General features: G+C 67.0%; 12 protein-coding genes and 1 pseudogene. 12 read left to right on the forward strand and 1 reads right to left on the reverse strand.

Annotation, left to right across the window (positions count from 1 at the left end; genetic code table 11):
* The first annotated feature begins 148 nt into the window (after nt 1–148).
* Entirely contained in the window at nt 149–2035 is a 1887-nt protein-coding gene (locus tag ACVJ6E_RS08465; RefSeq protein WP_147421825.1) for a mechanosensitive ion channel family protein, read from the forward strand.
* 102 nt (nt 2036–2137) lie between these two features.
* On the opposite strand, the pseudogene trmFO reads toward ACVJ6E_RS08465, so the two are convergent.
* A pseudogene (trmFO, locus tag ACVJ6E_RS08470) lies at nt 2138–3551 on the reverse strand (methylenetetrahydrofolate--tRNA-(uracil(54)-C(5))-methyltransferase (FADH(2)-oxidizing) TrmFO).
* Nucleotides 3552–3692: 141 nt separating this feature from the next.
* Here trmFO and ACVJ6E_RS08475 point away from each other — a divergent pair.
* From ACVJ6E_RS08475 to ACVJ6E_RS08525, 11 genes are all read left to right on the forward strand, one after another.
* Nucleotides 3693–4340: a hypothetical protein gene (locus tag ACVJ6E_RS08475; RefSeq protein WP_491676424.1), complete on the forward strand. Its 648-nt coding sequence runs from the start codon at nt 3693–3695 to the stop codon at nt 4338–4340.
* Nucleotides 4341–4944: 604 nt separating this feature from the next.
* Complete coding sequence (proS, locus tag ACVJ6E_RS08480; RefSeq protein WP_120267870.1) at nt 4945–6273, forward strand: proline--tRNA ligase; 1329 nt, start codon at nt 4945–4947, stop codon at nt 6271–6273.
* Between the two features lie 110 nt (nt 6274–6383).
* On the forward strand, nt 6384–7682 hold the full coding sequence (locus tag ACVJ6E_RS08485; RefSeq protein ID WP_208996634.1) for a lipoprotein-releasing ABC transporter permease subunit: 1299 nt from the start codon (nt 6384–6386) through the stop codon (nt 7680–7682).
* On the forward strand, nt 7679–8401 hold the full coding sequence (locus tag ACVJ6E_RS08490; protein WP_371811383.1) for an ABC transporter ATP-binding protein: 723 nt from the start codon (nt 7679–7681) through the stop codon (nt 8399–8401). Before ACVJ6E_RS08485 ends, ACVJ6E_RS08490 begins: the two co-directional genes overlap by 4 nt.
* 1319 nt (nt 8402–9720) lie before the next feature.
* Nucleotides 9721–13161 carry a DNA polymerase III subunit alpha gene (gene dnaE, locus ACVJ6E_RS08495; protein ID WP_120267872.1) on the forward strand — a complete coding sequence of 1147 codons (3441 nt, stop codon included), beginning with the start codon at nt 9721–9723 and terminating at the stop codon, nt 13159–13161.
* Nucleotides 13162–13882: 721 nt separating this feature from the next.
* Nucleotides 13883–14677 carry a 30S ribosomal protein S2 gene (gene rpsB / locus ACVJ6E_RS08500; protein ID WP_120267873.1) on the forward strand — a complete coding sequence of 265 codons (795 nt, stop codon included), beginning with the start codon at nt 13883–13885 and terminating at the stop codon, nt 14675–14677.
* 125 nt (nt 14678–14802) lie between these two features.
* Nucleotides 14803–15726: a translation elongation factor Ts gene (gene tsf / locus ACVJ6E_RS08505; RefSeq protein ID WP_120267874.1), complete on the forward strand. Its 924-nt coding sequence runs from the start codon at nt 14803–14805 to the stop codon at nt 15724–15726.
* Nucleotides 15727–15847: 121 nt separating this feature from the next.
* Nucleotides 15848–16567, forward strand: coding sequence for a UMP kinase (pyrH, locus tag ACVJ6E_RS08510; protein ID WP_067215266.1), 720 nt, complete (start codon nt 15848–15850; stop codon nt 16565–16567).
* Between the two features lie 194 nt (nt 16568–16761).
* Entirely contained in the window at nt 16762–17325 is a 564-nt protein-coding gene (gene frr / locus ACVJ6E_RS08515) for a ribosome recycling factor (RefSeq protein ID WP_067215265.1), read from the forward strand.
* A 40-nt stretch (nt 17326–17365) separates the two neighbouring features.
* Nucleotides 17366–18136 carry an isoprenyl transferase gene (locus ACVJ6E_RS08520; protein WP_120267875.1) on the forward strand — a complete coding sequence of 257 codons (771 nt, stop codon included), beginning with the start codon at nt 17366–17368 and terminating at the stop codon, nt 18134–18136.
* Complete coding sequence (locus tag ACVJ6E_RS08525; RefSeq protein ID WP_120267876.1) at nt 18133–18996, forward strand: phosphatidate cytidylyltransferase; 864 nt, start codon at nt 18133–18135, stop codon at nt 18994–18996. The genes ACVJ6E_RS08520 and ACVJ6E_RS08525 overlap by 4 nt, the downstream gene beginning before the upstream one ends.
* Nucleotides 18997–19016: the final 20 nt, after the last annotated feature.

Here is a 19016-nt window from a genome sequence, read left to right on the forward strand (position 1 = left end):
TCTCCTCCAGGCTCTCCGCCGGGTTCGGAAATCGGCGGCAGCCGGCTTGGGCGGGGACAATATTTTGCGAAGCGGTACAGACGGATGTCGGTCGGCATGCGGACGCCGGTTTGCCTGGCTTGGCGCCCTGGCGCTTCTGCTGGTCGTCGTGGGGCCGCTTGCCGGTCCTGCAGGGGCACAGGATGCCGGGCTTCAAGCCCCGGCCCAGCAGGCCCCGCTGCAGCAGCAGGGCGCTCCGAGCGAGGCCGGCGAGAGCTCCTCCCTGGAGGTGGAGAGCGAGATCAGGAGCCGCATTCCCGATCTTCAGCGCCTGTTCCGCGACTATCCCATCGCCCCGCCGGACACATCCAGCCCGCGCGCTGCGCTGGAGAGTTTCCTCCTGCTCATGCACGAGGCCAGCCGGCTCTGGATCGAAGTGCGCGACGATTTCCAGGGCAGCGGCAACTTCTTCCTCTCCGAACAGCAGCACCGGCAGCTCGCCGTCGTGCGGATGTTCATCGACAAGGCGGGCGAGGTCTTCGACCTTTCGGATATCCCGCAGACGGCGCGTGCGAGCACCGCCGTGGAAATCACGCTCCAGTTCCAGGAGATCCTGGACCGCATCTATCTGCCCGATCTCGACAACGTTCCGGGAGAGGCGGCGGGCACTTTCCTGGATGCACAGGAGGCCGCCAACCTGCCGGCCCGCTGGACGCTGCCCGGCACGGATCTCGTCATCGCCCAGGTGGGGACCGAGAAGGGCGAGGTCCGCTACCTTGTCTCCCGCCAGACGGTTGCCCGGATCCCCGAGGACTACGAGGCGGTCAAGCTGTTTCCCTCGCGCTCGGATTCCGGCGAGGACCTTTATGCCTATTACATTTACACGCCCGGCACTCTCGTAGCGCCGCGCTGGTACGATCTCATTCTTGCCGGGCCGGACTGGCTTCGCGGCCAGTTCGGCAACCAGGCTGTCTGGCAGTGGATCGCGCTGGCGCTGCTTGTTGCCGTAGCCGTTTCCGTTCCGCTCGGGCTGCAGCGCTGGAACCGCTGGCGGGCGGTGCCTCTCTCCGACGTGCGCCGCCGCCTGCGGCGGATGCAGCATCCGCTCTGCCTGTTCCTGACGGCGCTCGCCTTCCGGTATCTGGCCGAGGTCCAGGTGAACATCACCGGTGATCCGATGATCGTCGTCGGCGCCGTCTGCGAGGCGTTGCAGTGGGCGAGCGTTGCCTGGTTCGCCTATCAGTCCGTCGATCTGCTGGCGAGCTGGGTGATGAAGAACCCGGCCGTGCCGGCCGCAAGCCTCGATTCCAGCCTGCTGCTCTCGGCCTTCCGGCTGGTCGGCTTCGCGCTCGCCGTCGTACTGCTCGGCTATGGCGCCACCCGGATCGGCATTCCGGTCTACGGCGTTATCGCCGGCCTCGGCGTTGGCGGCCTGGCCGTTGCGCTTGCCGCCCAGCCGACGCTGGAAAACCTCATCGGCGGCGTCATCCTCTACGCCGACCGGATGGTGCGGGTGGGGGAATATTGCGAGTTCGAGGGGCTTGCCGGCACCGTCGAGGCCATCGGCATCCGCTCCACGCGCATTCGCGCGCTCGACCGCACGCTGATCACGGTCTCGAACTCCGATCTCGCCAGGCGCAAGATCGTCAACTTCAGCCGGCGGGACCGTCTGCTGTTCCGCCACACGCTCGGCCTGCGCTACGAGACCGAATCCACGGCGATGCTTGCCGTGATCGATGCGATCCGCAGCTACCTGATGGGGCATCCGAGGGTCATGGACCAGGTGGCGCTGCGGGTCTCGTTCGTGGGCTTCGGCGCCTATTCGCTCGATATCGAGCTGTTCACCTACATCTCGACGGCCGACCGGGTCGAGTTCCTCACGATCCAGGAAGAGCTTCTGGTTGAGATCGGCACCATCGTGCGGGCGCACGGCTCCGATTTCGCATTCCCCTCGACGACGACCTATTTCGGCCGCGACGGCGGGCTGCCCAAGGCCGAGGCGCGTTCGGGCGATCCGGCGGCGCAGGACAGCATGCAGGCCGCCCCGGCGGCCTGAGCGGTCGCCGGTCTGGTACTACATGCGTCGTCTTTTGCGCGCCGCTTCCGCTTACTCGGCGGCGTCGCGCGGCATGCCTTGTTTGTGCGCGGCCGCTTTCGCCTACTCGGCGGCGTCGCGCACGGGTACGGTGCCGGCAATCCAGCGGCCGAAGTCCTCGCGCGCGCGGCGGGTCATCGCCAGCTTCTTCGCCTTGGTCTTGTCCTTGCCCTTCAGCCGGCGGCCGTCCTCGTCGGTCTTCGGCGCCTCGATGGGCGGGAACAGGCCGAAATTCACGTTCATCGGCTGGAACGAGCGCGGGCCCGGCTCCTCGCGCAGGATGTGGCCGCCGGTGATGTGGTCGATCAGGGCGCCCATCGCCGTGGTCGCCGGCGGCGGGGTGCAGGCCTCGCCGAGCCGTTCGGCGGCTGCAAACAGGCCCGCCATGCAGCCGACGCTCGCCGATTCCACATAGCCCTCGCAGCCCGTCACCTGGCCGGCAAAGCGCAGCGCCGGCCGCGCCTTCAGCCGCAGCGTGCCGTCCAGCAGCTTCGGCGAGTTGAGGAACGTGTTGCGGTGCAGGCCGCCGAGCCGCGCGAAGACGGCGTTTTCCAGCCCCGGAATCATCCGGAACACCTCGAGCTGGGCCCCGTGCTTCAGCTTGGTCTGGAAACCGACCATGTTGTAGAGCGTGCCGAGCGCGTTGTCCTGGCGCAGCTGGACGACCGCGTAGGGCTTTTGATCCGGCTTGTGGGCCATTGGTCAGGCCCATCGGCTTCATCGGCCCGTGGCGCAGGGTCTCGCGGCCGCGCTCGGCCATCACCTCGATGGGCAGGCAGCCGTCGAAATAGGGCGTGTTCTCCTCCCACTCCTTGAACTCCGCCTTGGGGGCGGCGATCAGGGCGTCGATGAAGGCCTCGTACTGCGCCTTGTCCATCGGGCAGTTGATGTAGTCCTTGCCCGATCCGCCGGGGCCGGGCTTGTCGTAGCGCGACTGGAACCAGCAGGTGTCGAGGTCGACGCTGTCGAAATGCAGGATCGGTGCGATGGCGTCGAAGAAGGCGAGGGCGTCCTCGCCGGTCGCCTCCAGGATCGCCTGCGACAGGGCAGGCGAGGTCAGCGGTCCGGTGGCGATGATGACGCTGTCCCAGTCCGCGGGCGGCAGGCCGGCGATCTCCTCGCGCTGGATGGTGATCAGGGGATGGGCCTCCAGCGCGGCGGTGACGGCGGCGGCAAAGCCGTCGCGGTCGACCGCGAGCGCCCCGCCCGCCGGCACCTGATGCGCATCGGCGCTGGCCATGATCAGCGAGCCGGCGGCGCGCAGCTCGGCATGCAGCAGGCCGACGGCGTTGTAGTCCGCATCGTCCGAGCGGAACGAGTTGGAACAGACCAGCTCGGCAAGGTCCTGCGTCTTGTGCGCATCGGTGCCGCGCACCGGGCGCATCTCGTGCAGCACCACCGGCACGCCGCGCCGGGCAAGCTGCCAGGCTGCCTCCGAACCGGCAAGGCCACCGCCGATGACATGAACTGGCTGCATCACGCTTCACTCTCCGCGCTGTCGTTTCCCGCCGCAAATGCCGGCCGGGCGTGTCCGTTTCAAGGCGCTGACTTAGCGCGTCCCCTTCCATCAGGCAAACGCAGGAAGGATAACAGAGGGGACAACGGTCAGGGGAGCGCAATGATTCGGGATGCGGACGCGAAACGGCGGGGCATGGCGCCGCGCGGCAAGGTGCTGCTGGCGCTCGCCGGCCTGCTGCTGGCCGGCTGTGCCGGACAGGCCTCCGGCAATATCGGCGGCTGGTACTCGGCACGCGGGGCCGTCGCCCCGTCGGGCACCCGCATCTATGTCTGCCATGCCTTCGGCTGCGCGCGGAAGACGCCGTTCGATTTCTCGCCCGCCCATATGCGCCGGTTCAAGGCGATCCTGGCCAAGGGGCGCAAGTCGCCCGCGGCCGAGCGCGCCGCCATTGCCGAGGCCATCGCCTGGTCGGAACGGACCATCGGCCCGGTCGTCGGCTCGGACAAGGATGTCGGCGGCTACGATCTGCACAATGCCGGCGTGCCGGGGCAGATGGACTGCATCGACGAGGCGACCAACACGACCAGCGTGCTGAGCGTGTTGGCCCGCGCCGGCTATCTCGCTCACCATCAGGTGGCGAGTCCGGTGGCGCGCGGCTTCTTCCTCGACGGCCGTTATCCGCATGCAACCGCGGTGGTGCGCGAGACCAGGGGCGGTGCGGCCTTCGCGGTCGATTCCTGGCCGGAGGCAAACGGCATCAAGCCGGTGGTCATGCCGCTCGATGCCTGGTTCGCCGAGCGCAGCTGACGCCGCCCTCCCGATTTTCCGCAGGGCACCGGGACCAGTTTCCGCAAAGGGACCTTGCAAGATCTGCAGGCAGTCGCTTTCGCTTTTTTCCAGGCGAAAGCGACCTCCAGCTTGCGTGTCGTGAGTAAGGCGCAAGCATGTTTTGAGGTCAAACAGGTTCGGAAAAGAAAAAAAGCAAGGCACTAGGCCTTGCTTTTCAGGTTTCGCGTATCGCACCTTCGTTCGCCAAAGGCAAAAAAGATCTGTTTCGGCGGGCAGCAGTCAGTTACGACGCGCCAGAAGGCTCTTCCTCCCAAGACTCAGACCGCGATGTCTGTTTTTTGGCAAAGTAAGCCTTACGGCTTCTTGCCTTCTTATGAGGACGGACCATAACGCATCGTTATCCTCTTGTCACCATTTTGTGCAAGAGCAGCCCAATTTTTTTGCGGGGTGGGGGTTGAAGTCGCGCGGCTGAAAACGGGTCGCGCGATTTTCGCGGTTTCGCGCCATCTTCCGCGCCGGCGGGACTTGTGTTTTCCGGGCGCATGCGCTTTCACTGCGCAAACTTCAGGCGTTGCACTCGCGCGCCGTTCCTGCCAGCCAAAGAAGTCCGAGAAGCACGCCGATGCGCCTGTCCCGCACCTTTCTTCCCATTCTCAAGGAAACGCCGAAGGAGGCGGAGATCGTCTCGCACCGGCTGATGCTGCGCGCGGGTCTGATCCGTCAGGAAGCGGCCGGCATCTACGCCTGGCTGCCGTTCGGCCTGCGGGTCCTGCGCAAGATCGAGCAGATCGTGCGCGAGGAGCAGAACCGGGCCGGTGCCCAGGAACTCCTGATGCCGACGATCCAACCGGCCGACCTGTGGCGCGAAAGCGGGCGCTATGATGCCTATGGCAAGGAGATGCTGCGCATCGCCGACCGGCACGAGCGCGAGATGCTGTACGGGCCGACCAACGAGGAGATGATTACCGACATCTTCCGGGCCTCGGTGCGCTCCTACAAAGACCTGCCGATGAACCTCTACCACATCCAGTGGAAGTTCCGCGACGAGGTGCGCCCGCGCTTCGGCATCATGCGCGGCCGCGAGTTCCTGATGAAGGACGCCTATTCCTTCGATCTGGACAAGGAAGGCGCGCGCCATGCCTACAACCGCATGTTCGTCGCCTATCTGCGCACCTTCGCCCGCATGGGCCTGCAGGCGATCCCGATGCGCGCCGATACCGGCCCCATCGGCGGCGACATGAGCCACGAGTTCATCATCCTGGCCTCCACCGGCGAGAGCGAGGTGTTCTGCGACAAGGCGATCCTCGACCTGCCGATTCCGGGCGAGGACACCGACTTCGACAGCGATCTGAGCCCGGTCATCGATGCCTGGACCACGCCCTATGCGGCGACCGACGAGATGCACGACGCCAGCGCCTACGAGGCGATCGCGGAAGATGCGCGCATGTCGGCGCGGGGCATCGAGGTCGGCCACATCTTCTATTTCGGCACCAAGTATTCCGAGCCGATGGGCGCCAAGGTCGCCGGGCCCGACGGTGTCGAGGTGCCGGTGCACATGGGCTCCTACGGCGTCGGCGTGTCGCGTCTGCTGGGCGCGATCATCGAGGCGCATCACGACGAGGCGGGAATCAAGTGGCCGGCCTCGGTCGCCCCGTATCATGTGGGTCTGATCAACCTGAAGCCGGGCGATGCGGAGTCCGATGCGGCCTGCGCCGATCTGGAGCGCCAGCTGACGGCCGCCGGCATCGAGGTGCTTGTGGATGACGTCGACACCCGGGCGGGTGCGAAGTTCGCGACAATGGACCTCATCGGCCTGCCGTGGCAGCTTATTGTCGGACCGCGCGGCCTCAAGGAAGGCGTGGTCGAGCTCAAGAACCGGGCAAGCGGCGAGCGCAGCACGGTTTCGCCACAGGAGGCTGTCACTCGTCTCGTCGGCGAGCTGGCGTCCTGACCAGGGGCCGGCCCTGCGGGGCCGGCATCCCCTCAGGTGGCGGGCGCTCCGCCGCCGGACGAGACTGCCCGGGCAAGACCGCTCGGTTGTGACTGGCACAGGGAATCGGAATGAACGCAGCCGCAAAGCCTGGGGCCGGGTCGGCGAAGTCCGTCGACACGCCGGCCTTCGCCCGGTTCGAATGGATGCTGGCAGGGCGGTATCTCCGCTCGCGGCGCCGCGAGACGTTCATTTCTGTTATCGCCGGTTTCTCCTTTCTCGGCATCATGCTGGGCGTTGCGACGCTGATCATCGTCATGGCGGTGATGAACGGCTTCCGCGGCGAGCTCCTGTCCAAGATCCTCGGCATCAACGGTCATCTGCTGGTGCAGCCCATCGGCAGCGAGCTCGACGACTATGATGCGGTCGCCGCCCGGATCGAGAATCTCGAGGGCGTCACCTTCACGCTGCCCTTCGTCGAGGGGCAGGCGCTGATTTCCGGTCCTTCGGGCGCGTTCGGCGCCTTGGTGCGCGGCGTGCGCGAGGCCGACATGGTCAAGCTGCCACTGGTCGCCAGCACGGTCAGCGTCGGCACGCTGGAAGGCTTCGACACGGCGGGCGGCCTTGCCATCGGCACGCGCATGGCCCGCCAGCTCGGCGTCACCGTTGGCGACACCGTCACTCTGGTCGTGCCGCGCGGCAATGTCACCGCGCTCGGCGTCACCCCGCGGGTGAAAGGCTATCCGGTGCGCGCGATCTTCGAGATCGGCATGTCGGAATACGACGGCACCATCGCCTTCATGCCGCTGGAGGAAGCGCAGCTCTTCTTCAACCAGGAGGGCATCGTCACCGGTATCGAGGTCTTCACCGACGATCCCGACAGCGTCGGGCCGATGCGGACCGCCGTCGAGGAGGGGGCGGGACGGCCCGCCTTCGTCAGCGACTGGCGCGCGCGCAACATGACTTTCTTCTCCGCGCTCGAGGTCGAGCGCAACGTGATGTTCCTGATCCTCACGCTGATCGTGCTGGTGGCGGCGCTCAACATCATATCCGGCATGACCATGCTGGTGAAGGACAAGGGCCGCGATATCGCCATCCTGCGCACGATGGGCGCGACGCGCGGCACCATCCTGCGCGTGTTCCTGATCACCGGCGCCAGCATCGGCATCGTCGGCACGCTGGCCGGCTTCCTGCTCGGCTTCGTCGTCTGCCTGAATGTCGAGAGCATCCGCCAGGGCATTTCCTGGCTGACCAGCACCGAGCTGTTTTCGCCCGAGCTCTATTTCCTCAGCCGCCTGCCGGCCGACATGGACACGGGCGAGACCTTCACCGTCGTGGTGATGGCGATGGTGCTGTCGCTGCTGGCGACCCTCTATCCCGCCTGGCGGGCTGCCAGGCTCGACCCGGTCGAGGCGCTGAGATACGAATGACCATGGCTCCCGAACAGGAACAGGCCCAGATCGACGCACTCGGCGACCTGCCGCTGGTGCTTGCCGGCATCAACCGCAGCTTTCGCGAGGGCGAGGGCCAGCTGGATATTCTGATCGACGCCAACCTTGCGCTTCATCCGGGCGAACTCGTTGCGCTGGTCGCGCCGTCGGGCGCCGGCAAGTCGACCCTGCTGCACATCGCCGGGCTGCTGGAGCGGCCCGACAGCGGCGAGGTCTATGTCGGCGGGCGGCCCTGCGGCAGCATGGAAGACGCCGACCGCACGCGCATGCGCCGCACCGAGCTCGGCTTCGTCTACCAGTTCCACCACCTGCTGCCCGAGTTTACGGCGCTGGAAAACCTCGTCATCCCGCAGTTGATCCGCGGGCTCGACAAGCGCGAGGCCGAGGAGCGGGCGAGCCAGCTGCTCGACTACATGCGCCTCGGCAACCGGGCGAGCCATCGCCCGTCCGAGCTTTCGGGCGGCGAGCAGCAGCGCGTTGCCATTGCCCGCGCCGTCGCCAATGCGCCGCGCGTTCTGCTGGCCGACGAGCCGACCGGCAACCTCGATCCGGGCACCTCCAGCTATGTGTTCGATGCGCTGGTGGCGCTGGTGCGCGCCTCCGGCCTTGCCGCGCTGATCGCCACCCACAACATGGAGCTGGCGGGCCGCATGGACCGCCGCATCACCCTGCGCGACCAGCAGATCATCGAACTCTGACGCCCGTTACCCAGATCCCTCCGCGGTCACCCCGTCCCCTCGGCCGTCACTCCGGCCAAGCGAAGCGCGTGCCGGGGTCCATTCGTTTCCAGAGCGGTGGTGAGGACACGTCGACGCGCACCCACACTCGGCCTGTCGTCCCGGTTTCGGCAAAGCCGAAGACCGGGACCCAGTAACCCCAGATCGTGCGACCCGAGCCTCTCCCGCGCCTATCCCGGTTGCATCCGGCACTCGCCTCTCTTTCATCCTCCCGGACGCACAGCCTTTCCTTTCGTCATCCCGGGCAAGGCGAAGCCGCGACCCGGGACCGGCGAGCCGAGGGCCCGTCGAAGGCACTCCCGAACAACACGGTTCTGGCTCCCTGATCCCGGCTCGGTGCTGACGCGCCGTCCGGGAAGACGCCAGGCAGATGCATCCCGCCTCATGCCCGCCGAGGGTGCCAATGGGTCCGGTTCTGCGCTTCGCTTGCCCGGGATGACAACCTGAGAGAGAGGCGCGACCCCGCATCCCCTCTGCCGTCAACCGGATCCCTCTGCCGTCACCCCGGACGAGCATCGCGAGATCCGGGGCCTATTGGCTTCCAGAGCGGCGGCGATGATACCGAAACCTCTCCTTCGTCATCCCGCACGCACGGACTCTCCTTTCGTCATCCCGGACGGCGCGTCAGCGCCGAGCCGGGATCGGAGAGCCGAGGGTGTATGAGGTGCGCTCCGGAACCATGCCACGAGCGTCGTGGCTCGCCGGTCCCGGATCGTCGGCCTTCGGCCTCGTCCGGGAAGACGCCAGGAGAGGCATCCCGCCTCATGCCGGCCGAGTTTGTCCCGCGCCCTCACTCTCGATCCTGCACCCGGTTTAACCGTGCGCTAACCATGAGTCGTGCCGCCAGAATGACGGGGGTTGCGAAAAGAACAAAACGTGAACATACTCGAATTATCGAGAGTTCACCGAGAGTTCCTGGGCAAGGGAGGCTACCATGTTCGATGAGTTCCGCGACAGTTTTCAGGATCTGGCCGCATTGGCGGCGCTGACCCTGTTCGGCACCACGATGCTGCTCTGGAGCAGCGCTATTGCCGAGCTGCTGACCGCCTGACCATCTGACAGGCTTGCCGTCCGCCGGCGGTTCTCGCCGGTCCCGTCAATTGGCGGTGCATGGCGTGCCCATATCTGGGGATCGGCGGGCAGGGCGGGTCGACATCGGGGAGCGGACGGGAAACACTGTCCGCTCGACCACAGGCGGCCGCCTTTCCCGATCGCGCAACAGCCCTGATCGCGTGCGCGCCGCCTGTCATTTTCGGCAGGCAGCAACGGCGGGCAAAAAGATGAGCGATCCCGGCTTCGTCCATCTCAGGGTCCATTCGGCCTATTCGCTTCTGGAAGGCGCGCTGCCGATCGGCAAGCTCGTCGGGCTTGCCAGTGGCGACGGCCAGCCGGCGCTCGCCATTACCGACACCTCCAATCTCTTCGGCGCGCTGGAATTCTCCGACAAGGCCTGGGGCGCCGGCATCCAGCCGATCACCGGCGTGCAGCTTGCCGTCGATTTCGGCGATGGCGGTGTGCGCAAGGGGCGGGGCACCGAACATCTCGGCGACGTGGTTTTGCTGGCCGCGACGGACGAGGGCTACGGCAACCTGATGGACGTGGTCAGCCGCGCCTATCTCGACACCGACCCGTCCATGCGCGCCCACATCCCGATCTCGCGGCTGGAGGATCGCTCGGCCGGCGTCATCCTGCTCACCGGCGGCGTCGGCGGGCCGGTCGGCCAGGCGCTGGTCGCCGGCGAGCCGGACAAGGCGCGTGCGCGGCTGGAGCGGCTGGCGGCAGCCTTCGGCGACCGCCTTTATGTGGAGCTGCAGCGCCACGACATGCCGGAGGAGATCGCCAGCGAGGCCGAAACCATCCGGCTGGCCTATGATCTCGGCCTGCCGCTGGTCGCTACCAACGAGCCGTTCTTCGCCACCGCCGACGATTACGAGGCGCATGACGCGCTGATCGCGATTTCCGAAGGCCGGGTGATCATCGAGGACGATCGCCGCCGGCTGACGCCGGAGCATCGCTTTAAGACGCGCGCGGAAATGATTGAACTGTTTGCGGATTTGCCGGAGGCAACCGCCAACACGGTGGAGATTGCCCGGCGCTGCCATGCCCGGCCGATGAAGCGCTCGCCGATCCTGCCGCAGTTCGCCGGCGCCTCCGCCGATCCGGAAGCCGCCTTCATCGCCGAGGTCGAGGAGCTGCGCCGCCAGGCGCGCGAAGGCCTGACCGGCCGCCTCGAGGCGCATGGCCTTGCCGACGGTGTCAGCGAGCAGGACTACTGGGACCGGCTCGACTATGAGCTCGGCGTCATCGAGCGCATGCGCTTTCCCGGCTACTTCCTGATCGTTGCCGACTTCATCAAATGGGCGAAGGCGCAGGATATCCCGGTCGGGCCGGGCCGTGGTTCTGGTGCGGGCTCTCTGGTCGCTTGGTCGCTGACCATTACCGACCTTGATCCAATGCGTTACGCGCTTCTGTTCGAGAGATTTCTTAATCCCGAGCGCGTGTCGATGCCGGACTTCGACATCGACTTCTGCCAGAACCGGCGCGAAGAGGTCATCCGCTACGTGCAGCGCAAGTACGGGCGCGAGCAGGTGGCGCAGATCATCACCTTCGGTACGCTGCAGGCGCGCGCGGTGCTGCGCGACGTCGGCCGCGTGCTGCAGATGCCCTACGGCCAGGTCGACCGCCTGTCGAAGATGGTGCCGGCGGTGCCGGGCCAGCCCATCACGCTGGAACAGGCGATCCGCGACGAGCCGCGCCTGCAGGAGGCGCAGCGCGAGGAGGAGACGGTGGCGCGGCTGCTCGCCATGGCGCAGAAGCTTGAGGGCCTCTACCGCCACGCCTCGACCCACGCCGCCGGCGTCGTCATCGGCGACCGGCCGCTGGAGCAGCTGGTGCCGCTCTACCGCGACCCGCGCTCCGACATGCCGGTCGCCCAGTTCAACATGAAGTGGGTCGAGCAGGCCGGCCTGGTGAAGTTCGACTTCCTCGGCCTGAAGACGCTGACGGTGATCGACACGGCGGTGAAGCTGATCGCCGACAAGGGCATCACCGTCGACATGGCGGGCCTGCCGATGGACGACCCGGCCACCTACCGGCTGCTTGCGGCCGGCGAGACGGTCGGCGTGTTCCAGCTGGAAAGCCAGGGCATGCGCCGGGCCATCGCCGGCATGAAGCCGGACCGGTTCGAGGACATCATCGCGCTGGTGGCGCTGTACCGTCCCGGCCCGATGGACAACATCCCGGTCTACAATGCGGTCAAGCATGGCGAGCAGGAGCCGGACTATCTGCATCCGCTGCTCGAGCCGATCCTGAAAGAGACGAACGGCATCATCGTCTACCAGGAGCAGGTGATGCAGATCGCCCAGGTGCTCTCGGGCTACTCGCTCGGCGAAGCCGACCTGCTGCGCCGCGCCATGGGCAAGAAGATCGCCTCGGAGATGGAGGTGCAGCGCGCCCGCTTCGTCGAGGGCGCGGTTGAGCGCGGCGTCGACAAGGGGCAGGCGGGTACGATCTTCGACCTCGTCGCCAAGTTCGCGAACTACGGCTTCAACAAGTCGCACGCCGCCGCCTATGCGCTCGTCTCCTACCAGACGGCCTGGCTGAAGGCGAACCACCCGGTCGAGTTCATGGCCGCGTCGATGACGCTCGATCTCGGCAACACGGACAAGCTCAGCGATTTCTGCGTCGAGGCGCGGCGCATGGGCATCAAGGTGCTGCCGCCCTCGATCAACCGTTCCGGCGTGCATTTCACCGTCGAGGGCGAGAAGATCCGCTACGCCATGGGCGCGATCAAGGGCGTGGGCGAGGGGGTGATGGAGCACATCATCGCCATGCGCGAGGAACGCCCGTTCTCGAGCCTCGGCAATTTCTCCTCGCGGGTGAACGCGCGCCAGCTCAACAAGCGGACGCTGGAAAGCCTCGTCAATGCCGGCGCCTTCGACGAGCTGGAACCCAACCGCGCGCGGCTCGTTGCCGGCCTCGACCGCATCATCGGCGTTGCCCAGCGGACCGACGAGGAAAAGAGCAGCGGCCAGAACGACATGTTCGGCGGCGGCGAGGAGGGCGAGGAGGTGCATCTGCCCGACGCGCAGGCCTGGCTGCCGGAGGAGCAATTGCAGCGCGAGCAGGCGGCCATCGGCTTTTATCTCTCCGCCCATCCGCTCGATGCCTATCGCCCGCTTCTGGAGCGCATGCGCGTGCAGATGTGGAGCGAGTTCTCGCAGGCGGTGAAGCAGGGCGCCTCCGCCGGCCGTCTCGCCGGCACGGTGCTGGCGCGCCAGGAGCGCAAGACCCGCTCGGGCAACCGCATGGGCATCGTCCGCCTGTCCGATCCTTCCGGCCAGTTCGAGGCACTGCTGTTTTCCGAGGCGCTGGCGCAGTTCCGCGATGCGCTGGAGCCGGGCGTCTCGGTGGTGCTTCTGGTCGGGGCGGACATGCGCGACGACGAGCCGAGCCTGCGAATCCAGTCGGTGCGCCCGCTGGAGGAGGAGGCCTCGCGCGTGCAGAAGAGCCTGACCGTCTTCCTGCGCAACGAGCAGGCTGTGTCGCGCCTGTCGCGGCACCTGGGCGACCGGGGCGACGGCGAGGTCAGCGTCGTGGTGCTGTGCGGCGACGGCAACCGCGAGGTCGAGGTCAAGCTGCCGGGCGGGTATCGCCTGACGCCGCAGATGGCCGGCGCGGTCAAGACCATCCCCGGCGTCGTCGAGGTGCAGCTGGCCTGATCCGGCCGGGCAGGGGGTGTGACGTCCGAAAGGGCGCGCGCGCCCTCATCCCCTCGGCCGGGGAGACCGGCAGCCGCCTCGCATCCCCTCGGCCGTCACCCCGGACGAGCATCGCGAGATCCGGGGCCTATTGGCTGCCAGAGCGGTAGCGAGGGTGCTCCGACTCGCGCTCACGCCCCGCCTGTCGTCCCGGTTTCGGCGTAGCCGAAGACCGGGATCCAGTAACCACGAGCGGTCGCGACTGAATCCTCGACGTTGCTGCAGCAAGGCCGGAGGCTGCCGCCTTCGTGCCACTACACGCCCAGGCGGATACTGGATACCTGCCTTCGCAGGTATGACAGCCCGAGACAATGGCGCGCCCTCGAGATGCGAACGGCTCTCTCCTCCGCACCTGCTGCCCGCCAGCCCTTCTCCTTCGTCATCCCGGGCAAGCATTGCGCGACCCGGGACCGGAGAGCCGAAGGCCTTTGGGATGCGCGCCCGCCGCGACTCACGCGCCTTCGCGACAGCACCACACCCTCCCGCCAACCGCATCTTTCTGCGGCAGGCGAGGCAAAAGGCGGGCCGGCAGGGCTTGTCTTGTTGCGCGCGTGTCAGTATAAGGCGCGCATTCCACACGCAGGGTCGGTTTTCGTCACGGACGGGGTCCATCCGGTGTCGGTGCTTGAGCACTGCCACACCCTGCGGAGGTACAACCGGAAAATCAAGGAGTTGCAAGGCCATGGCCCTGCCCGATTTCACGATGCGCCAGCTGCTGGAAGCCGGTGTCCACTTCGGCCACCAGAAGCACCGCTGGAACCCCAAGATGGGGAACTACATTTTCGGCGTGCGCAACAACATCCACATCCTGGATCTCGCCCAGACCGTGCCGCTGCTGCACCAGGCGCTGAAGACCGTGTCCGACACGGTTGCCGCCGGCGGTCGCGTGCTGCTGGTCGGCACCAAGCGTCAGGCCCAGGAGTCGGTTGCCGACGCGGCCCGCCGTTCGGCCCAGTACCATGTCAACGCCCGCTGGCTCGGCGGCATGCTGACCAACTGGAAGACCATCTCCCAGTCGATCCAGCGTCTGCGCAAGCTTGAAGAGACCCTCGGCAACCCGAGCGGCCTCACCAAGAAGGAGCGCCTGTTCATGGACCGCGAGCGCGAGAAGCTCGAGCGGAACCTGGGCGGCATCAAGGACATGGGTGGCCTGCCGGACCTGATCTTCGTGATCGACACCAACCGCGAGGCCATCGCCATCCAGGAAGCCAAGCGTCTTGGCATCCCGGTCGCCGCGATCGTCGACAGCAACTGCGATCCGGACGGCATCGACTACCCGGTTCCGGGCAATGACGACGCCGGTCGTGCGATCACCCTGTACTGCGACCTGATCGCACGCGCTGCCATCGACGGCATTTCCCGTGCCCAGGGCGGCATGGGCATCGACGTCGGCGCGGCCGAGGAGGCTCCGGTGGAGCCGGCTCTGGAAGCTGCCGAGGCGGCTCCCGCGGAAGCGTCCGCAGAAGCTCAGGCCTGACGGGATAGACCCGGGCCGGCGGAAACCATCCGCCGGCTGCCGCCTTTCCGGCGGCGCCTGTCATCATTCTTAAGTATGGCCTCGGCTACAGCTGCCGGGGTGACAACCCGTCAACGAGGCAATCTATGAGCATTACCGCTGCGATGGTGAAGGAGCTCCGCGAGAAGACCGGCGCGGGCATGATGGACTGCAAGGCAGCCCTCACCGAGAACAACGGCGACATGGAAGCGGCCATCGACTGGCTGCGGACCAAGGGTCTGGCCAAGGCCGCCAAGAAGGCCGGCCGCGTGGCCGCCGAGGGTCTGGTCGGCGTCGCCGCCGAAGGCACCAAGGCCGCTGTCGTCGAGCTGAACTCCGAGACCGACTTCGTCGCCCGTAACGATGCGTTCCAGGCGCTGGTCTCCGGCACCGCCAAGGCGGCCCTGTCGGTCGGCGGCGATGTCGAGGCTCTCGGCAACGCGACCTTCCCGGGCTCGTCCAAGTCCGTCTCCGATTCGATCAAGGACGCCATCGCGACCATCGGCGAGAACATGTCGCTGCGCCGCGCCGCCGTCCTGTCGGTTTCGGCCGGCGTCGTTGCGACCTATGTCCACAGCGCGATCGCCGACAACCTCGGCAAGATCGGCGTGCTGGTGGCGCTCGAGTCGGAGGCTGATGCCGCCGAGCTCGCCGCGTTCGGCCGCAAGGTCGCCATGCACGTTGCAGCGACCAACCCGCTGTCGCTGAGCGTCGAGGACCTCGATCCGGAGGTCGTGGAGCGCGAGCGTCAGATCTTCGCCGAGCAGGCGCGTGAGTCGGGCAAGCCGGAGAACATCATCGAGAAGATGGTCGAGGGCCGTCTGCGCAAGTTCTACGAGGAAGTCACCCTCGTGAAGCAGGCCTTCGTGATCGATCCGGACAAGACCGTCGAGCAGGCCGTCGAGGCGTGCGGCAAGGAGCTGGGCAAGCCGGTGAAGCTGGTCGGCTTCGTGCGCTATGCGCTCGGCGAAGGCATCGAGAAAGAAGAGACCGATTTCGCCGCGGAAGTCGCGGCGGCCGTCGGCAACTAAGTCCAGAGGGGCGCCGGTCATTCCGGCGCCCTTCTTCTATGCGCGCAAGCCGGTCCGTCCGATCGGCTTGCGTTTTCGTGTCTAGTGAAGACACACTGCCCTGATCACGACGAGAAGAACAATGACGGGAAAACTCCGCTGGCGACGCGTGCTGGTCAAGCTCTCGGGCGAGGCACTGATGGGCTCGCAGGACTTCGGCATCGACCCTGAGACGGTCGGCCGGGTGGCAAAGGAAATTGCCGAGGCGGTGTCGCTCGGCGCCCAGGTCGGCGTCGTCGTCGGCGGCGGCAACATCTTTCGCGGCGTGGCCATCGCCGCCAAGGGCGGCAACCGGGTCACCGGCGACCACATGGGCATGCTGGCCACGGTCATGAACTCGCTGACGCTGGCCGACGCCCTGCGGCGCCTCGGCGTTCCGGCGCGCGTTCTGTCCGCCGTGCCGGTGCCCTCGATCTGCGAGACCTTCACCCAGCGCGGCGCCGAGCGCTACATGGAAGACGGCGACGTGATCGTCTTCGCCGGCGGCACGGGCAATCCGTTCTTCACCACCGACAGCGGCGCGGCACTGCGCGCGGCCGAGATGCGCTGCGATGCCTTCCTGAAGGGCACCAGCGTCGACGGCGTCTATTCCGACGACCCCAAGAAGGTGCCGGACGCCGAGCGCTACGACACGCTCACGCCCGGCGAGGTGCTCGGCCGCGACCTCAAGGTGATGGACGCGACCGCCATCGCGCTGGCCCGCGACAATGCCATTCCGGTCATCGTGTTCTCGATTCGCACGCCCGGCGCGCTGGTCGACGTGATGAACGGCTCCGGCCGCTACACGGTCATCGCCGACTAGCAGGACCGGCGGCGCCGCATCGCGGCAGCCCGAAGCACGCCCTGTGAGGGCCCGCAGGCGGTTGCGCCTGCGGGCCCTTCTTGCAAAAGCGCGTGCAGGGCCTTGCCTTTGTGGCCACCGTCATGGAAATAAGACGCGACGGTTTCGCGCCCCGAGGATTTGTCCGGGGCGTTGCTTCGACAAGAGAGGACAAGATGGCGGACCAGGGTATCGATTTTGGCGACCTCGAGCGTCGTATGAACGGCGCCATCGGCGTGCTGAAGACGGATCTCGCCGGCCTTCGCACCGGCCGCGCCTCTGCCAACATGATGGATCCGATCACGGTGAACGCCTACGGGTCCGAAATGCCGATCAACCAGGTGGCGACGGTGAGCGTGCCCGAGCCGCGCATGATCTCCGTGCAGGTGTGGGACAAGTCGATGGTCGGCGCCGTTGAGCGCGCCATCCGCGAATCCAACCTCGGCCTGAACCCGGTGGTCGACGGCACGACGCTGCGTCTGCCGATCCCGGAGCTCAACGAGGAGCGCCGCAAGGACCTCATCAAGATCGCGCACAAGTATGCCGAGCAGTCCAAGGTCGCCGTGCGCCATGTGCGCCGCGATGGCATGGACACGCTGAAGAAGCTGGAAAAGGACGGCTCGATCAGCGAGGACGACAGCCGCGTTCACGCCGACAAGGTCCAGAAGATGACCGACGAGATGATCGCGGAAATCGATTCCATGCTGGCGAAAAAGGAACAAGAAATCTCCCAGATCTGACCCCAGGATCCGGTTCGATCCAAGTGGCGGGGAGCATGAGATGACGGTGACGGCTGGCCTTGACGTGTCCGCCCCGGCCGAAGCCGGGGAGCGGATCGTTGTGCCGCGGCATGTCGCCGTGATCATGGACGGAAACGGTCGCTGGGCGGTCTCTCGCGGACTGCCCCGCACCGAAGGGCATCGGGCCGGCGTCTCGGCCCTGCGGCGCACCGTCAAGCACGCCGCCCGGCGCGGCGTCGAGGTGCTGACGATCTTCTCCTTTTCCTCGGAGAACTGGAGCCGGCCGGCCGCCGAGGTCGGCTTCCTGATGGCGCTTCTGGAGCGCTTCGTGCGGCGCGACCTTGCCGAGATCCACCGCGAGAACGTGCGGGTGCGGATGATCGGCGAGCGCAGCGGCCTGTCGTCCTCGATCCTGTCGCTGATCGAGGAGGGCGAGCAGCTCACCCGCGACAATACCGGCATGGTCCTCGTCGTCGCCTTCAACTACGGCGCCCGCAACGAGATGGTGCGCGCCATGCGCGCCCTGGCCTCGGATGTTGCTGCCGGCCTCATAGCGCCCGGCGACATCGACGAGGCGGCAGTGTCCGCGCGGCTCGATACGGCCAGCCTGCCGGATCCCGATCTCGTCATCCGCACCAGCGGCGAGCAGCGGCTGTCCAACTTCCTGTTGTGGCAGTCCGCCTACAGCGAATTCTACTTTCCCGACCTGCACTGGCCGGACTTCGACGAGGCGGCCTTCGACCGCGCGCTCGAAGCCTATTCGGCCCGCGAGCGCAGGTTCGGAGGCCTTTCGGCGAAAGCCGCCAGATGACCGGCGGGGCCGCGGGGGGAGGCAGGCCCAAGGCGAGCGAGCTGAAGCTGCGGGTGATTTCGGCCCTGCTGCTGGCTCCGGCCGTGCTTGCGATCGTCTGGCTTGGCGGCTGGTTCTTTGCCGCCGGCGCCGCACTCTGCTCCATGATCCTCCTGCAGGAGTGGACGGTCATCGTCCGGGCGACGCGCCAGCGTGCGGCCATTGTCGTTGCCGTCGTCGGCATCGCCCTGATGCTGGTCGCATCGGCGCTCTCGCTGACCCCGCTGGCGCTGGGACTTGCCTTCGCCTTTGCCGCGCTGCTCTGGGTGTGGGGACAGGTGTCGGGCGAGGCGCCCGTCGGCTGGATGGGCACCGGCGTGCTCTATGCCGGCCTTACCGGCGTTGCGCTCATCGCCTTCCGGCTGGGGTCGGAAGGTTTCGTGATGATCCTGTTCTTGTTTGCCGTCGTATGGGCAACCGACATCCTGGCCTATTTCGTCGGCCGGCGGCTCGGCGGACCGAAGCTGTGGCCGCGCGTGTCGCCGAAGAAGACCTGGAGCGGTGCGCTCGGCGGGCTGGCTGCCGCACTTGTCGTCGGCGCCGCGATGGGTGCCCTGGTCGGGCGCGTGCCGGTGTCGCTCTGGATCGTCTCGGCCGGCGTCCTGTCGGTCTTCTCCCAGGCCGGCGACCTGCTGGAATCGGCGCTGAAGCGTCATTTCGGCGTGAAGGATTCCGGCCATATCATTCCCGGCCATGGCGGTGTCATGGACCGGGTCGACGGCCTGACGGGCGCCGGCGTGGTCGGCTACCTGGTGGCGGCCGTCCTCGCCGGCTCGCTGGTCGATCCGGTCGGTGCGGTGATCGCCCTGCAAGGGTATTGAGATCTTGAAGATGCAAGTGG

The sequence above is a fragment of the Stappia sp. G46H5W genome (assembly GCF_058448995.1).

Coding starts and splice junctions, on each gene's coding strand:
- rpsB (WP_120267873.1), top strand. CDS start 13,883: ATGGCCCTGCCCGATTTCACGATGCGCCAGCTGCTGGAAGCCGGTGTC.
- ACVJ6E_RS08475 (WP_491676424.1), top strand. CDS start 3,693: ATGATTCGGGATGCGGACGCGAAACGGCGGGGCATGGCGCCGCGCGGC.
- pyrH (WP_067215266.1), top strand. CDS start 15,848: ATGACGGGAAAACTCCGCTGGCGACGCGTGCTGGTCAAGCTCTCGGGC.
- ACVJ6E_RS08485 (WP_208996634.1), top strand. CDS start 6,384: ATGAACGCAGCCGCAAAGCCTGGGGCCGGGTCGGCGAAGTCCGTCGAC.
- ACVJ6E_RS08525 (WP_120267876.1), top strand. CDS start 18,133: ATGACCGGCGGGGCCGCGGGGGGAGGCAGGCCCAAGGCGAGCGAGCTG.
- ACVJ6E_RS08520 (WP_120267875.1), top strand. CDS start 17,366: ATGACGGTGACGGCTGGCCTTGACGTGTCCGCCCCGGCCGAAGCCGGG.
- ACVJ6E_RS08490 (WP_371811383.1), top strand. CDS start 7,679: ATGACCATGGCTCCCGAACAGGAACAGGCCCAGATCGACGCACTCGGC.
- proS (WP_120267870.1), top strand. CDS start 4,945: ATGCGCCTGTCCCGCACCTTTCTTCCCATTCTCAAGGAAACGCCGAAG.
- tsf (WP_120267874.1), top strand. CDS start 14,803: ATGAGCATTACCGCTGCGATGGTGAAGGAGCTCCGCGAGAAGACCGGC.
- frr (WP_067215265.1), top strand. CDS start 16,762: ATGGCGGACCAGGGTATCGATTTTGGCGACCTCGAGCGTCGTATGAAC.
- dnaE (WP_120267872.1), top strand. CDS start 9,721: ATGAGCGATCCCGGCTTCGTCCATCTCAGGGTCCATTCGGCCTATTCG.